Here is a 16,671-nt window from a genome sequence, read left to right on the forward strand (position 1 = left end):
TTAAAGTCTTGCATCTACTTTTTCTTTTTCCAATACAGATTTTACATCAAACACCACTTGATTCTCTGATTTTTGAATAGGCCAAGATTTGAATTCCTTGTGTGCCACGGCTAGGATAATGGCTGAATAGTCTTCCAGTACAGGTTTAGTTCCACCGTTGATGACCTCTATGTCATATTCGTGTCGTACTTCGGCTGCATCTGCCCAATGGTCATAGACACAGACATCGATATCGAAAGATTTGAGTTCTTGGTAGATATCGATCACACGCGTATTACGGACATCAGGACAGTCTTCCTTGAATGTAAATCCTAAAATCAGCACCTTAGAATCAAGCACTTTCAGATCTTTACGCATCATGTGCTTGATGACTTCAGTAGCTACATGCTTGCCCATGGAGTCATTGAGTCGGCGCCCAGCCAGGATAATCTCCGGATGGTAGCCTACTTCCTGTGCCTTTTGAGCAAGATAAAAAGGATCTACACCTATGCAGTGTCCTCCAACCAATCCAGGTCGGAAAGGAAGGAAATTCCATTTGGTTCCTGCCGCTTCCAATACCTCTTGGGTATCAATGCCCAATAGATTGAAAATCTTGCTGAGTTCGTTGACAAAGGCGATGTTAATATCTCTTTGAGAGTTTTCGATCACCTTAGCAGCTTCTGCAACCTTGATACTGGATGCCTTATGGGTTCCGGCAGTGATTACCGATTTATATAATTGATCGACGTATTCTGCTACTTCGGGCGTACTACCCGAGGTGACTTTGAGGATCTTGGTCACCGTATGCTCTTTATCTCCTGGGTTTATCCGTTCCGGAGAGTATCCTGCGAAAAAGTCTTCGTTGAATTTCATTCCTGAGACCTTTTCCAAGACCGGTACACATTCCTCTTCAGTAACTCCAGGGTAAACCGTGGATTCATAGATCACCACATCACCTTTTTTTAAGACCTTTCCGATCGCCTCAGATGCCTTAAGCATGGGAGTTAAGATGGGTCTATTGTGTTTATCTGTAGGAGTAGGAACGGTTACAATATAAATATTGGCAGAGGATATAGGCCCTACCGCATCGGTAACCAAGAGACCTTTGCCTTTTTCATCCAAGGCTAAAGGACTTTGAACCAAGACCGACTTGAGCAGATCATCTTCTACTTCCAGGGTTCGGTCATGTCCTTTTTGGAGTTCGGATACCCGCTTTGGGTCTATGTCATAGCCGATGGTTTTGAATTTTTCAGCAAAGGCTGTCGCCAAGGGAAGACCCACGTAACCGAGACCGATAATGGCGATTTTACTTTCGTTAAAAGGTTTAAGCATTTTTTTTGATGTGAGGTTCTACCGAGAATAGATAGAAGAACACGGAATTTTTAGCGTTTAAAAGTTTTATTTACCAAGTCGAAGATGAAATACTCAAGGAAAAACATCAAAATGGATATCTATTCCACCAAAGTCGGCTTTTCCCGCTCTAAGCGTTCATAGACCTTTTTCACATCCTGGGCCTTGTCTTTATTTAAGACCAACACCGCATCGGCTGTCATGATCAAAATGCAATGAGAAAGGCCAACAAATTCAGTAGTCAAATCCGAACCGATTACCATATTTCCATGGGAGTCTATGGGGTAGTTTTGGGCTTTGTAGTATTCATAGATAGCCTCGAAGCTCCCCATATCCGTCCAGTTGAATGAGGACGGGACGACCTTGATTTTTTTGGTTCTTTCCATGACGGCATAGTCCACAGAAATTGAAGGGATTTGCAAGGAAAAGTCCAAGTCCAGAAACCCATCTTTCTTTTTTTCAAAAGTTTCCTTGGCTTTGGCATACACTTCAGGTTCGAATTGCTCCAACTCCTCAAGAAATACCCCTGCCTGAAAGCAGAACATTCCCGAATTCCAAAAGAAATTCCCTGAATCCAAGAAGGCTTGGGCAGTAGCCAAGTCGGGCTTTTCCCGGAAGCTTTTGACTTCTTCCCCATCGGATTCGATATATCCAAATCCTGTCTCCGGATGAGTGGGCTTCAATCCAAAGGTCACAATAAAACCTTCTTTGGCCAGCTGTATCCCGCGAATTAGAGCCTTTGAATATTCCCCATCCGAACTGATGAGATGATCCGAAGGAGTTACAAAAAGTATATCCTCCTTTTGGGCTGCAAAAGCTGCAAAAGCAATAGCTGCAGCAGTATTTCTTGGGCAAGCCTCAATGATTTCTGAATAAGCAGTAATTCCAGCCTCATTCAAATCTTTTCTGGAAAGCGCGTAATTGTCCGCATTTCCGACCACGAGAATTTCATCACAAAAGGATTGGTTTCTTTTGGCAGTTTTTTGGAAAAGCGTCTCTCCCTCAAAAATAGGAAGGTACTGCTTTGGTCTGCTTTTTCTTGACAGTGGCCATAAGCGGGAACCTACCCCTCCGGAGAGAATGACGTTGATTACTTTCATTTATTAATCTTGTGAATTACTTCAAGCATGAAAAAAAGAATTCCGTTTTTTCCATGACTTATAAAAATTGAAAATGCTTCCAAAACGATTTAACTCGTCCCCGAAAGAAGCATTGACTTCCTTTCTTTAAATAATTTCCAATAAAATTTATTCAAGGATAAAGGGATCCAACTTTTGATTCGAAACCATGAGAAATCGATAGGGCTTTTAATCTCATTGGGAATTTGGTTTAAATATTCCCAAAAAAGATTTTTAAACGGATGCTTGCATCCCGGTTTCCAAGGCTTAAATGCTCCGGTAAAGTGAATGATTCTAGGATTCTGATTAGCCTCTAATAGGGATTGCTCTGAGAAAAATCGGTTAAAAAAGCCGGAAGGCTCCTTTTCAACCATTCCCGTCTGCAAGTTCCATTTAGGTTCCAACCGAAGCCAGTTCCCCTTCAATACCGCATTTAGGGAGCACTGATCGAGGTAGGGAATAATCGCGGGATTGTTGAATGCAAAATCCAAAACCAAATCCCCAAGATTCATTTTTCTCCATTGGTCCAGATTCATCAGCAAAACTCCCGAATTGAAATAGCCCTGATCTTCAGTTAATCCTAATCTGTGCAAATCCCGGGTAAATGGATCCTCTACTGCCGCAATGGGGAAATCTTCCAGGTCCAACTCCCACAATTCTGAAATATCCCCATGAACCAATAGGTCTGAATCCAGGTAAATAATTTTGGATTCTTGAAAAAGGGAGGGTGCCAAAACTCTGTAATACGTAGCGTGACTTAGTTGGGGATTTACCTTAAGTTTGGAAATGGCCCGTCCATTAATCGGCTTCAGAATCGGTTCTGAGCCCATTTTCTCAATCAGACTTACCAAGGGACTGATCCAATCCACCCCAAATTCCTCGGCAACTAAATAAATCCTAAAACACTGCTTTGGATTATTTTTGAGCAAGGAAAAAATAGTAACGGTAGCCGGTATCAAAAAAGCCCTGTCTAAGGAAAGAAAAACTGCAATTTTCTCTTTATCCATTCTTTCTTTAAACTAGAAAAACATTAGCAAGATCAGGTCAGAATTACTCTTCCCAAGGATGATTTTAATTTGATCAATCAATCCCATCCTAAAAATCCAGAATTAGCTAAAATCTACAGCTTCGCCCTTTCAGTCCCAAGATTCCAAAAAATCAAAGAGATTCGCCAATACCCTTAGCTTTCTTACTCCTCTGATCTTGATTGGTTTGCTTGGTCTTAGCTTGATTTTTTCTCGATCAGCCTTAGCTGAAAAATAATTACTATTTAATTAATAAAAGGGGCGATTTTTTGCCTCTAAAAGGGATTTTTGCCTTTCAGGATGTAAATATATCAAAACTGAGCAGTTTAAGTACTCGTTTTTTGTACAAACTTTTCAGGGTTTTTTTATATATTAAAAAATGTATTTCGTGTTTTAATAATTAAAATCTGAAACCAATTTTTATCAAAAACAAGCCTGTAAAATAAGCTTGGAAGTTCATTTTTATCAGCTGCGGACGATTATCAGCAACCTTGGAATAAAACTATTCTTACCAAGGTTGCAGATAATCCAATAAAGAATTGGGGGATTATTTATGCCTTCTCAAAGCCCTTTTCCACCAAGGCAGCTGCACTTCCTCATGATAGCCATAGCTATTGTTTCCATACCCATAGCCATATCCGTAGCCATACCCATATCCATATCCTTTGTCGATATGAACATCATTCAGGATGCTGTACATTTTCTTCACCCCTCCTTTTTCAACCAGATTATTCAGGATTTGGGTATTGCCTTTCATCGAATAACCCTGTCTGAAAACGTAGAAATTGACATCCGAGAGAGCAAACAATTCTTTAGTCTCAGAAACTAAGCCCACTGGAGGACAGTCGAATACTACCACATCATAGGCCTGCTTGATTTCCTGGATAATCTTTCCAAACTTTTCCTGAAGCAAAAGTTCTGCGGGATTCGGAGGAATAGGACCGGAAAGAATTACATCGAGATTTTCATGACCCGAGGACTTCACCACTTCCTGCCAAGGTTTGGAAGAGCTCAGGCAGGTACTCATTCCTACATCGTTGGTCAAGTTAAAGTCCTGTGCAATCCTAGGCTTTCTAAGATCCAAACCCAACAAAACGGTCTTTTTTCCCATCAATGCAAAGACAGAAGCCATATTCATGGATACAAAAGTCTTTCCTTCTCCAGAAATTGATGAAGTAAACAATAGAGTCAAACTATCCTTTTGAGGGCTGAGGTAGGACAAATCAGCTCTCAAAGAACGGAAGGACTCAGTCACTGTAGACCTGGGATTATGCAAAACAGGAATAGCATCGTCGGAATTATTCCTTCCAATCATTCCGATTAAGGGCACTTTCAACTGTTTTTCTAATTCCTTAGGATCTTCGATTTTCGTATTCAGGAAGTCCTTGACGGTGATAAACCCAATAGGGATAATAAATCCAAGAATCAATCCAATCAACAGGTTCAGAGAACGCTTTGGCGCAATCGGGAGTTGACCCGACTTGGCAAAGTCCAAGATCTTGTTACTCGGAATATTGGAAGCTTTGGTGATTTCAGCTTCTGCTTTTTTCTGAAGGAAATAGATGTAAATATTTTCGTTGATGGTAAACTGACGGGTAAAATCCAGGAGTTTACGCTCTGTTTCAGGCAATTGATTGATTTCGCTTTCAATCTGATTGATTTGTCCTGAAAGGTTGGCAATCAGATTTTCAGTATTAACTATCGCAGAGCTAACATTTTCCTGTAAGGCTTTGGATGTACTTTGAATCCGGGCATTGATATCTCTTACTTGAGGGGTGTTTTCTGCGAAATTGGCAGTCAATCGTACCCTATCTGCCTGCAATTCGGAAAGGCTTTGCACCAAGGCATTGAGCAAAGGGTCCGTGGTACCCACAATAGAAGGCGCAATCAAATCTCCGGTTTGCCCACTCGCCAAATAGTTGCGAAGGGTTTGCAAATACTTCAGATTGATTTCGTTCAGGCCTCTTTCTTTTTCCAATTCCTGAAGTCGCTGAAAAATTACAGAACCTTCCTGAGAAAGATTGAAAATCCGATTTTCGGAACGGTATTGTTGAAGCTTGGCTTCCGAACCCCTCAGGGAGTCTGTGATTCCGCTTAGCTGCTGATCGATAAAAAAGATTGTGTTTTCAGAAGTCCTGTTTTTATCGTCCAGTTCTCGCTGAAGATAGGTTTCCTGAAGTTTGTTGAGGTAATCGATTCCTTTCCTTCTCAGTGGGGTCTCCAAACTAAGCGTAAGAATTGAACTCTGCTTATTCGTGGGAGAAACGGTCAAGTCTTCCACCATCTTCAATGCCAAAGAAGGAGTGTCCACTAATCGAAAGTAGATTACCTCCCCGGGCATAGCGGAAGATTTTATCGGTGAAAATTCAAAAACTTCTGTTTTTACCGTATCCCCAAATTGAAAAATAGCCGATTCGAAAACCAATTCATCAAGTATTGATTTAAAATTTGGATCGGCTGGATTAAAGAGTTGAAATTCATTTTCTTCTATACTCAGTTCAAAAGAATTGTCATCCAAAACCTCCAGGCGAAACAGCCCTCCTACAGCTTGCTTTCTGTCCCAATTTACTCTGACATAAACCGGAACATTGCCATAAATCTCGCTTTTCTTCACAAAGCCCTCAGTGAAGTATTGCACATTCATGTCAAGTTCCTGAAGGGTGGAATATGCCAGAGTGTAGGATTTCAAAATCCCGATCTCGTTCTCAATATTGCTTTTGCCCTGCAAACCCATTATGCCAGCGGAAGCGAAAAGGTCAGCACCCAAGGCGTTGTTTTCATCTTCCACGATGACGGTGGACTCCACCTTGTAAATCGGGGTGGCATATCTATTGAAAATAAATGCAGAAATCAGGCCCAAAAAGACAAAAAGCAAAATCAAAGGCCAATACTGCAGGTAATTGAAAAGTAAAACTTTCAAATCAATTTCATCTTCCTGATTGACCATAAATTGGGAAGGTGAACCGTTTGGGGCTTGTGGAGTATTCGGATACATTATTCTCTATTAGCTACGATAACAAGATTCAGAATCAAAGCGGCTGCTGTGATCGCTGAAATAAACAAAGTCAAGGATTGGGCTGCATTCTCCCCGGCACCTACTTCACGAACTTTCATCGGTTCGGCATACAGCTGATCGTTGGGTTGTATAAAGTAAAATGGAGAAGCTACAAGCTGACGGTCGTTTAGGTTGATCCTATGAAGCTTGGTTCCTTCAGGATATTGACGAATTAGGAGAATCTCGTCTCTTTTGGCAATATTGGTCAAATCACCGGAATTGGCAATCGCTTCCAAAATGGTCATCCTGTCTTGAAGTACGACAAACTTGCCCGGTCTTCTGAATTCACCTAAAGCCGAGTAGCGGATCCCTCCGAGTTTCACTTTTACATAAACTTCCGTGATCACAAACTCCTTCAGCTTGTTTTCGATTTCGATTCGGGCTTCGTCGATGGTTTTGTCTTTTACCTGAACTAGACCAACAATCGGTAATCGGATGTTTCCGTCCTTATCCACTGTGAAGCCCGTCATGTAGTAGATATCTCCTCCACTTTGGGCCATTAGATTCATTCCCTGAGCATTTATTTGTCCCGCTGAATTGTTATTGAACCCATTCTTAAGCAGGTCATCCACGGTTTGAATATTGATATCCACGATATCATTGTACTGAAGCCTGTATTCAGGAATCTCATAGCTTATCAACTCCCCCTCAGGGATGGGCTGATTGCCTTCAAGATTTTGTAAATAGATTATTTTTTCGTTGGAAACGCAGGAAGATACCACCAAAATAAAGGCAGCTATTCCGATTGCTTTTAGGGACTTAAGCATAAAGGTTTTTAAAATTCGACACCAAAACCCGACAAACATAGGAAAGATTGTCCAATCGAGCTGAATTTTCTTCTTTTAAGCTCGAAAAATTGTGAAGATTTTGGAAAAATTGAAAAATGTAAAAATTTCATTTTTAGCACCCTTTCTCCAAATCTTTTTCAGCTACCATGAGATTCATATCATACTCTTGGTCCATTGAAAAGATCAAAACCTTTTAAAATTTTGATCCTTCCAAAGGATGGGAAAAGACAAAAATCAAGTCTTACTCGTACCTCAAAGATTCGATAGGATCCAATTTACTGGCCTTGAATGCCGGGACATATCCAGCTAGAAGGCCTACGATAATACAGATCACAAATGACACAAACATCCAAAGCCAAGGCACCAAAAATCCTCCCGGGCCGATAAAGTTGGCAATGATATTTCCTATTCCTATACCCAAAAGCATTCCGAAAATCCCTCCGAGCACGCATATTACAATAGCCTCAATCAAAAACTGCTGACGGATTCGCAATGGAGTGGCGCCCAAAGCTTTTCTTACACCGATTTCTCGGGTTCGCTCAGTCACAGATACAAGCATAATGTTCATCAAACCGATGGAAGCACCAAGTAGGGTAATAAATCCAATCCCAAACCCTCCGATTCTTAAATAGCCGGCTACCTCTTCCAAACTCTCGGCAACGGACTGACTTTTGGTGAGCTCAAAGGAATCTTCCTGGGCTACTCGGTCCTGTCTTACTTTTCTCATGATCCCGATAGCCTGTCCCATTTCATAATCCAGCTTACCCGGGTCAGATGCTACACCTGTGATTCGGTAGTTGAATGTACCCCTGGTGTCTAATCGAGAAGCGTTCTCTACAGGAATCAGCACCTGACGGTCTGCTCCTTGGTCCTGTCCTACTCCACCCTGCTTTTCCATAATGCCGATCACTGTGTATGGTCTTCCATACACCGTGATTTTTTGGTTAATTGGATCTTCTGAAGGATCAAATAGGGTCTTCTGAATCTCTTGGCCAATAATGGCAACGGCAGTCCCATACCGAACTTCCATCTGACTGAAATTTCTTCCTTTTTCAAGTTTGACGGCCTTAATCGAAAGATAATTCTCGTCCCCTCCTCTCACACGGGTATTGGGATCAGTCTGCTTGGAACCTCTTTTCAATTCTGCAATTCCGGAAACGGGAATAAAAACTGTAGAAATCCCAATGGAATTGTATTCCTCCTTGAACTGCATGGCTTCCCTGTAGGTGATATTGGGATAGGTTTTTTCGGTTTTTCCTTCCTGAACTATCCTTCCTCCACTTTGTCCTTTATTACGGATATCAAAAGAATTAGCTCCCAATCCGGCAAAGCTTTCCGCGATTTGAGCTTTAATCCCGTCTATGGCAGTCAGCATCCCCACAAGGGAGGAAATTCCAATAGCAATAATAGCTCCTGTAAGAATAGTACGGAGCAAATTCACCTTTACCGACTTGATTGCTTCGCGGATATTTTCGATCAAATTCATGTTTTGTTCGGATTAGAACAGGTTTATGGGAAAAATTCAATTTCAGAAACTAAGTATAAGGAAGTCCTTTTAACCTGCCAAAAGTACGTTTATTCTTAATTGGAAGATTAAAAGATTTTAAGAACTTGTCCGCCGTGGCGGATTTGAAAATTAGGAAGTTGGGAGGCTGGGGAGTCTGGAAGTTTGGGAGGCAGGAAGTTGGGAGGCAAGGGGGTTCGGGAGTTTGGAAGTTGGGAGGCAGGAAGTTGGAAGGCAAGGGGGTTTGGAAGTTTGGAAGTTGGAAGGGGACGTCATAGCGAGGAGCAGAGTGAGATTTTATCTTTTTCCATTCGCAGGAAGCGACGAAGCTATCTTTTGAGTTAGGGAGTCGGGAAGTTGGGAGGCAAGGGGGTTAGGAGGTTTGGAAGTTGGAAAGTTGGAAGGGAACGTCATAGCGAGGAGCCGAGTGAGATTTTATCTTTTACCATTCACAGGAAGCGACGAAGCTATCTCTTTGAGTTTGGAAGTTTGGGAGTCGGGAAGTTTGTCGGATGACCGATGTCAGATGTCGGGTAAGCTGCAGTCTACGTCTCCGATGAAGGGTATTTGAATAGTTTGAGATAATCAAGTTTAAATTTGTCCTTGAGGGTTGGAGTTCAATTGCTTCTCCTAAACCTGCACTGAGCCTGTGGTCCCTGAGTTTACTGAAGAGTCGAAATATTGGAGTGGTTAAATCGTGAATAAAGGAATAGTTTATCCTTTCATTAATTTTTTCCAGAGATCTAGGTCTCGGCTCTAGCTTCTTGCTTCTTGTGTCTAATGTCTAAGGTCTTACGTCTATTGTCTTGTCTCTAGTGTCTTGCTCCTAATACAAAATCAATGCATCCGATCTCCTCTTAGCTCCATGTTTTTGAGGATTTCTGCTTCATAGTTAAGCCATTCCTGCCAGCGATGATTTACTTTCTCAGGATCCTGATAGGTCCGAGCCAATTCGATGAAAGTAACATAATGGCCCGCTTCGGAGATCATCAGCTCGTAATAGAACTTTTGCAACTCGGCATCCTGAATATGCTTGGAAAGTAATTTGAATCTTTCGCAGCTCCTCGCCTCTATCAGTGCATTCATCAGGAGGTATTCAGTCAATTGTTGAGCTCTACTTCCACCTTTCCTGACGAATTCATTCAGCTTGGCCACGTATTCATCCTTTCTCTGTGGACCAAACTTCATCCCTCTTTTGCGAAGCTGCTCCATCACCCGCTCAAAATGCCCCCATTCCTCGGCTACGATAGGGGTAAGTGTGTCTACAAGCTCCTCCAAATCATTAAATCGGACTATTAGACTGATGCAGGATGAAGCTGCCTTTTGCTCGCAATAGGCATGATCGACCAAAATATCCTCGATTTGCATCTCTGCAATGCCCACCCATCGGGGATCCGTGGGCAGCTTTAAATGCAACATTTTCTGTCTTGTACTTTCTTCCCAACTCATACCTATTTGCGATTTACGAATGGTTGATTTAAGATTTTTTTGTGAAGAAGTTATTGCACATCACTATGATCAAAGGAATATGAGCTTTTAGATCAATTGAAACCCTATTCCCAGCTTAAACAATAACTCCCTAAATTCTAATTCCTTACGTCTTGTATCAGGTGTCTTGCTTATTGCTACTTACTACTTGTGTCTAGTGCCTAATATCTTCTATCTAAAGTCTTGCGTCTTAAATTTTTCTAATCAAACAAATACCAAGTAATCCCCAAATCCAAAAACGAACGGTATCCAGTGTAATCCGGGGTTACAAAATATCCTTCGTTGTTCATCAGACCTGAATTGAGGTGATTGTATTTGAATAAAACCCGGGTTCTGTTGATCCGGAAATTCAGGAACAAATCTGCGACAGGATAGGCAAAGACATTGAAATCATTCTGCAAGTGAAACTGCTGATAGGATGGGTTGTAGGCATCAGCAAAAAAGGAGGACTTGTATCGGATATCCAGACCAAGCTGTACGAAAATGTTTTCGTCAAACATCGGACTATCAAAGTAAATTCGGGTGTTGGCGTACCAATTCGGTATGCGAATCACATCGGAGGCGGCCCCGGTGAGTTCGGTATAAATCACTTCCAAATCCAGCCGAAATTTCTTTCCCAGCTGAGCATTGGCCTGAAGACCCGGCATCAACATAAATACTTCCCCATTGGCCTGCGCTACTTCCAGATTCTCATCAAAATAGACATAATTGTTCACCCGGTTCAGGGTAAGCATAGGGCGAAGATGTACACCTTTTATGAAATCCAACTTAAGCCTGCCCTGAATCTGATCTACTCCGATATTGGAGAAATCATTGCTCCAGCGGAAGTGATTGCCAAAATACATCTGCTGCATGGCAGTGGGCCTGTAGAGCGCTTTGGTATATTCGGCTTCAAGCCAAGGCGACACGAATTTTCCATGAATCCGAAATGCATCCGTGAGCAAATATTCACCATCAGCCTGCAGGGACCACTGATCTGAGATTTTACCAATCAATTCTCCTCCAATGTAAAATTCATTGTATCGCTCCGGACCATCTTCAAAAAACGGGTTTTCCAATCTCGCATTTCTCAGTTTGGTGTAGGCATTGTAGAAAAATCCTTTGTAGGTACCTTTTACACCCATTTCATTTCTCCATTCCGAAAATCCATGAAAATTCTGAGTGGTATCGGATTCCTGAAATCGATTGGAATTATAAAAGGAGGAATCCGTGGTATTCAGATTGGCGAGGAAACTGAGCTTTTGGATTTTTCGGTCAAACACATGGTAAACCTGAAGACCATTGCCCAACTTATACTCATGATAAAGGTGATAATCCTGCCTCAGGTCAATGGCACGGGAATTTCTCAGCCAGACTTTTGCATCCTCGTAGGTATAGTATAGTGAGGTGCTGTCTACCTCGGGAGGGATAATTCCGCCAATTTCATTCACCAAGTGTCTCATTCGGGAAAATGCCCCTAAGAGCCAGTATTTCCCATTTTCTGAACGATAATTGGTGTGCAGCCCATAGGCATTTTGCTCAGCCATGTAATCATCCCTTGTGTTGGGATTGAGAGTTTTCCGGATTCGCTGGGTCCGAAAATCAAAGCCCACATTCCATCTAGGATTCACATTCCTTGCAAAGTAGATATCGAGCATATTTCGGTTGCCTCCACCAAAAAATGCCGACATCTCCGTGAAAGGAGATTTTGTATCGAAATACCGCCTCTTTGACGGATCTACGAAATAAGGATCATAGGCATGAAATCCAGAGGTGGTTCCGATCAATTCAGGAACTTGATAGAATACAGGTTTTGTGGCACTTCCGATATTGGCCAAATCCTGGTATTTCCACCCCCCTTTTTGGACGGGATCATAATTATGGAAGTTGTCCAACAGGGTGTCCTGCTCGTAGAGCGTCAGGCTGTTTCTTCTAATGTCCTTTTCAAAGAAATAGAGGGAAGTCTTTGGGCCATAAACCATACGGGTACTGTCATCCAAAAGGGTCCTTCTCCCCTCCTGCTCCGTCTCCTGTGGATCTGCAAGTTCCCGGCCCGGTCGGGCGGTCTGTCCGGTAGGCGGATTTCCCTGCACAGGTCGCTGCGCAAAAATCCCCTGCACACTCAGCAAGGCTAAGAAAACACCTAAGACTAATCCTTTTCTGATCACTGAATGCCTAATTTTTCACGGATTTGGGCGAGAAGCATTTCCTTTTCCTGAGATTCAAATTTCACTTCCATTGGGAGGGCAAAAATCGGAATTTCCCTAAATTTTCCCTCATTTGCCAAAACTTTAAGTTTCTCGGCATCCTTCTCCGTGCAAAGAATCACTGGGTTTGCGGAGGACAAATCGGACCATGAGCTGGCAATTTTCTCCCAATCCGTAACAGAAAATTTATGATGGTCCGAATATGAGAAAGAATACAGTACTTGGAATGTCTTTTTGCAATAATTCACAAAAAGACTCGGGTCAGCCAAACCTGAAACCAAGATAACCTTTCCTGAAAAAGGAACATTTTGGTGCACGGAATAAGGCTTTCCATAGTTTAATCCAGAAAAAAATACAGGTGCATCTATACTGATGTAGGGATGAAGTCTATTTCGGAATTCAGTTTTTGCAGAGTCGGATAACCCATCAGGACATTTAGTCACCACTACCAAATCGGCCCTTTTGGCACCCGACCTAGCTTCTCTGAGTCTTCCCATGGGCAAAATTTGGTCTGAAAAAAAAGGGTTGGAATAGGGAGTGAGAAGTATATAAAAGTTCGCCTTCAATTGTCTATGCTGAAAGGCATCATCTAAAATCACCAAGGCCAAATCAGGGTCTGTTTGATGGATTTTTTCCAAGGAATCAACCCGGTTTTCCCCTACAAAAACGGGGATTTCTCCTTTAAATTTGGAATAAATCTGAAGAGGTTCGTCTCCGATTTGTTCAGGTGAACTATGGGGATGAGCTTGCAAAAATCCCCTGGTTTGCCTTCCATAGCCTCTACTGAGTGTGGCGAGTTTTATTTCTTCTTTGAAAACCTTCACCAAAAACTCCACCATTGGCGTTTTTCCTGTACCTCCTACACTAAGATTCCCCACCACGAGGGTTGGAATGGACGAACGGTGGCTTTTTATCCAAGACAGATCAAAGAGTAAATTCCGGATAGCAGTGATCATCCAAAAAATAAGGGCAAAGGGCGCAAGCAGGTAAGCGTACCAAGGCATTGGGGAGAATTGCTAATTTTGACCAAAGAAAACAAAAATATGGGACATCGGATTCAGGATATTCTTTCTTACCTCGAGCAAGTCGCTCCTGCAGCCTATCAGGAGGACTACGACAATGCCACCTTGATCTGTGGAGATCGCAATGCAGAAGTGAAAGGCGTATTATGCACGCTGGATTGTACCGAAGAGGTAGTCCAAGAAGCGATCGCACAGGGGGCCAACCTGATTGTGGCCCATCATCCCATTGTCTTTCGTGGACTGAAAAGCCTGACCGGAAAAAACTACGTGGAACGAACGGTCATTTCAGCCATCAAAAACGACATCGCCATCTTTGCCATACATACCAATCTGGACCATGTAGCTCATGGGGTCAATAAAAGAATAGCAGACAGGCTTGGCCTGAAGGAAACCAAAATCCTAAAGCCCAAAAAACAAACGCTGTCCAAACTGGTGTTTTTTGTCCCACCAAAGGATAAAGACCAGGTCCTGGAAGCAATTTTTGAAGGAGGGGCGGGACAAATCGGTGAATACAAAGACTGCTCTTTTCAATTGGAAGGTATGGGAACCTTCACCCCTTCCGAAAGTGCCAATCCCCATATCGGTCAGCGGGGAATTCCTCAGTACGAAAAAGAAGTTCGTGTGGAAGTGATTTTGCCTGCACACCTTTCTGGAAAAATCATTCAAAAGCTCAAAAAGGCCCATCCCTACAAAGAGGTGGCCTATTACCTGAGTCAGCTGGAAAATGAAAATCAAGAAGTGGGTGCCGGCATGATCGGGCAATTGGAAGAGACCATGGAAGAAGGGGCTTTTTTGGACTATTTGAAAGAAAAAATGAATCTCCAAGTAGTAAAACATACTTCTCTGTTAGGAAAAAAAGTAAAGAAGGTTGCTCTTTGTGGTGGGGCCGGGATTTTCCTTTTAGGAGATGCCAAACGGGCACAGGCCGATGTCTTTGTAACATCAGATGTCAAATACCATGAATTCTTCGATGCAGAGGGTCAATTAATCCTTTGTGATATCGGGCATTACGAGAGCGAAATTTTTACAAAAGATTTATTGGCAGAACTATTGTCACAAAATTTTCCTAATATTGCACTCTATTTGTCAAAAGTAGTTACCAATCCCACATCCTACCGATAGTACATGGAAAGTACAGTAGCACAAAAACTCGACGCTATCTACAACCTTCAACTCATAGATTCTAGATTAGATGCCATCATCAAAGTAAGAGGAGCCCTCCCTGAAGAGGTTCAAGACCTGGAAGATGAGATAGCAGGCTACGAAACCCGACTCCAGAAATTTCAGAATGATATCAGCACTTTTGAAGAGGATATCAAAAGATTCAAGGAAAACATCAAGGATTCTGAAAAACTGATAAAAAAGTATCAGGATCAGCAGATGAATGTCCGAAACAATCGGGAATACGATGCAATCACCAAGGAACTTGAGCTTCAGGACTTGGAAATCCAGGTTTCTAAGAAGAAAATCGCTGAGACAGGTGTAAAAATCGACCAGAAAACTGCTGATTTGGACGAGCTTTCTGCTTTGATGAAAGACCGTCAGAAAGACTTGGATCTGAAGAAAGAAGAATTGGATACCATTGTTTCCGAAAGTGAATCAGAAGAATCCAAACTGATGGCTGAGCGTGAGAAAGCCCTGAAGAAGGTGGAAGACCGCTTGGCCAAGTCTTACGAAAAGATCCGTGCCAATGCTAAAAACGGACTGGCTGTAGTTATGGTAAAAAGAGGTGCATGTGGCGGTTGCTTCAACACAGTTCCTCCTCAAAGACAGGCTGACATCCGTGAAAAGAAAAAATTGATCGTCTGCGAGCACTGTGGAAGAATCCTTGCCGGTGTAGAAGATGAGATCGAAGAAGAAAGCAAGCCAAAAAGAAGAACAGCGAAAGCTTAATCATAACAACAAAATCCCCGAAACCATCGGGGATTTTTTTTGTCCCCTTTCTTTTGGGAATCTATCATGAGAGCTATTGGTCCGTCAACTTACCAATCGATAGATTGCATTGATTTTTTTGGATAGAATCCAAGATTCACTTCAAACAAATTTGCATTACAGCATATTATATCCTTACTTGAAGGCCATGAGAATACTTATCATTCTGCTTTTTTCAATTTTGACTTCGGCTCCGTGTCTTGCAAAAGACCCGGAGACCAAAACTTTTTTGGTTTTATTCAAAATTGAAGAGCTCAAACAAGCGAAAACTTCGCTTAAGCAGATTGAACAGCAATTTTCTTCTTTTTTCACTACCAAAACATACAGCGGAAATTCGGAACCTGCACTTCTTATCAGTATTCCCAACTGTGATTTTGACGAGTGTTTCTTGGGAGAATTTTTGGTGGATACTGGCAATGAGCAAAAAATGCAATTACAAAAATTAGCTTTTCGCCTTTTTGATTTGACTGAAAATAAAGACCTGCATCAAATCTATATCGCCAAATTCGAAGAGGAGCAATCCCCCAAGAAAAAGCCCCTAAAAACTACTCGCTTGGCTGCCTCAAATCCTTGAGGTGATTCTGATCATTGAACTTTTTAATGGAGAATGATCCATCCTCCAACTGATCCAACAAATAAAGACAGAGATTCGAGTGTCCGAATTGATCCATATATTTCAGATTGTAGTTTAGGATCAGACTCAAAAAAATCCGCATTGCACGCCCATGCATGCAGACAAGGATAGTTTTTCCTGGGCCATTGAGAATAATATCAATGCCTCTTTTCATTCTCTTCGCAACTGTATTTGGACTTTCTCCACCAGCGATGGCATAGTCGAGATTTCCTTGCTGCCATTGGTGCAGCATATGTTGATAGTACTCCCCTTCTTCAGGAGTCATAGGAGTGCCTTCATAATCTCCCCAAGAAATCTCATTGAGTTCGGTCAGAGCCCGAGTGGGAGTACCTCTATCGATAAATGCCTGAATGGACTGCTTGGTTCTGATTAATCCTGTGTGGTAAATCTGATCAAATTCCACATCGGAATAGGCATCAAAAAAAGCCTGGGCTTGGGCACGTCCTGTGGCATTGATCGGAGCGTCAATTCCGCTTCCCTGCACTACCCCTTGAAGGTTAAAATCGGTCTGTCCGTGACGTACTAAGTAAATTTTTTTTCGATCCAAGATTCTTTATTTTTGTCGACACCCCAAATAAACTCGATTTAGC

General features: G+C 42.2%; 13 protein-coding genes. 3 read left to right on the plus strand and 10 right to left on the minus strand.

The window, feature by feature from the left end; all coding sequences use genetic code 11:
• The 9 genes from AAA938_RS13835 to lpxK form a co-directional block, all read right to left on the minus strand.
• Positions 1–1,311 carry a nucleotide sugar dehydrogenase gene (locus AAA938_RS13835; protein WP_338229334.1) on the minus strand — a complete coding sequence of 437 codons (1,311 nt, stop codon included), beginning with the start codon at positions 1,309–1,311 and terminating at the stop codon, positions 1–3.
• Positions 1,312–1,430: 119 nt separating this feature from the next.
• A complete protein-coding gene (locus tag AAA938_RS13840) occupies positions 1,431–2,429 on the minus strand; it encodes a mannose-1-phosphate guanylyltransferase (RefSeq protein WP_338229335.1) in 999 nt (332 codons plus the stop codon).
• An 89-nt stretch (positions 2,430–2,518) separates the two neighbouring features.
• Complete coding sequence (locus AAA938_RS13845; RefSeq protein WP_338229336.1) at positions 2,519–3,454, minus strand: glycosyltransferase family 8 protein; 936 nt, start codon at positions 3,452–3,454, stop codon at positions 2,519–2,521.
• Positions 3,455–4,019: 565 nt separating this feature from the next.
• On the minus strand, positions 4,020–6,467 hold the full coding sequence (locus tag AAA938_RS13850; RefSeq protein ID WP_338229337.1) for a GumC family protein: 2,448 nt from the start codon (positions 6,465–6,467) through the stop codon (positions 4,020–4,022).
• Positions 6,467–7,294 carry a polysaccharide biosynthesis/export family protein gene (locus AAA938_RS13855; RefSeq protein ID WP_338229338.1) on the minus strand — a complete coding sequence of 276 codons (828 nt, stop codon included), beginning with the start codon at positions 7,292–7,294 and terminating at the stop codon, positions 6,467–6,469. Before AAA938_RS13855 ends, AAA938_RS13850 begins: the two co-directional genes overlap by 1 nt.
• A 262-nt stretch (positions 7,295–7,556) precedes the next feature.
• Positions 7,557–8,801, minus strand: a complete 1,245-nt coding sequence (locus AAA938_RS13860) for an ABC transporter permease (protein ID WP_338229339.1) — start codon at positions 8,799–8,801, stop codon at positions 7,557–7,559.
• An 855-nt stretch (positions 8,802–9,656) separates the two neighbouring features.
• Positions 9,657–10,268, minus strand: coding sequence for a MiaE family protein (locus tag AAA938_RS13865; protein WP_338229340.1), 612 nt, complete (start codon positions 10,266–10,268; stop codon positions 9,657–9,659).
• A 239-nt stretch (positions 10,269–10,507) separates the two neighbouring features.
• The gene (locus AAA938_RS13870) at positions 10,508–12,454 is read right to left on the minus strand and encodes a putative porin (RefSeq protein WP_338229341.1); all 1,947 of its coding nucleotides are present in this window, start codon (positions 12,452–12,454) and stop codon (positions 10,508–10,510) included.
• Positions 12,451–13,497 carry a tetraacyldisaccharide 4'-kinase gene (gene lpxK, locus AAA938_RS13875; protein WP_338229342.1) on the minus strand — a complete coding sequence of 349 codons (1,047 nt, stop codon included), beginning with the start codon at positions 13,495–13,497 and terminating at the stop codon, positions 12,451–12,453. Before lpxK ends, AAA938_RS13870 begins: the two co-directional genes overlap by 4 nt.
• Before the next feature lie 39 nt (positions 13,498–13,536).
• On the opposite strand from lpxK, the gene AAA938_RS13880 reads away from it, so the two are divergent.
• The 3 genes from AAA938_RS13880 to AAA938_RS13890 all read left to right on the plus strand — a co-directional run bounded on the left by AAA938_RS13880 (position 13,537) and on the right by AAA938_RS13890 (position 16,021).
• Positions 13,537–14,637 (plus strand): Nif3-like dinuclear metal center hexameric protein, encoded by a 1,101-nt coding sequence (locus AAA938_RS13880; RefSeq protein WP_338229343.1) that lies wholly within the window; start codon positions 13,537–13,539, stop codon positions 14,635–14,637.
• Positions 14,638–14,640: 3 nt separating this feature from the next.
• Positions 14,641–15,408 (plus strand): zinc ribbon domain-containing protein, encoded by a 768-nt coding sequence (locus AAA938_RS13885; RefSeq protein ID WP_338229344.1) that lies wholly within the window; start codon positions 14,641–14,643, stop codon positions 15,406–15,408.
• A 187-nt stretch (positions 15,409–15,595) separates the two neighbouring features.
• Complete coding sequence (locus AAA938_RS13890; RefSeq protein WP_338229345.1) at positions 15,596–16,021, plus strand: hypothetical protein; 426 nt, start codon at positions 15,596–15,598, stop codon at positions 16,019–16,021.
• Here the strand turns inward: AAA938_RS13890 and AAA938_RS13895 are convergent.
• Positions 15,993–16,628, minus strand: a complete 636-nt coding sequence (locus AAA938_RS13895; RefSeq protein WP_338229346.1) for a histidine phosphatase family protein — start codon at positions 16,626–16,628, stop codon at positions 15,993–15,995. The genes AAA938_RS13890 and AAA938_RS13895 overlap by 29 nt on opposite strands.
• Positions 16,629–16,671: the final 43 nt, after the last annotated feature.

The organism is Algoriphagus taiwanensis, from assembly GCF_036245645.1.
GTDB lineage: Bacteria > Bacteroidota > Bacteroidia > Cytophagales > Cyclobacteriaceae > Algoriphagus > Algoriphagus taiwanensis.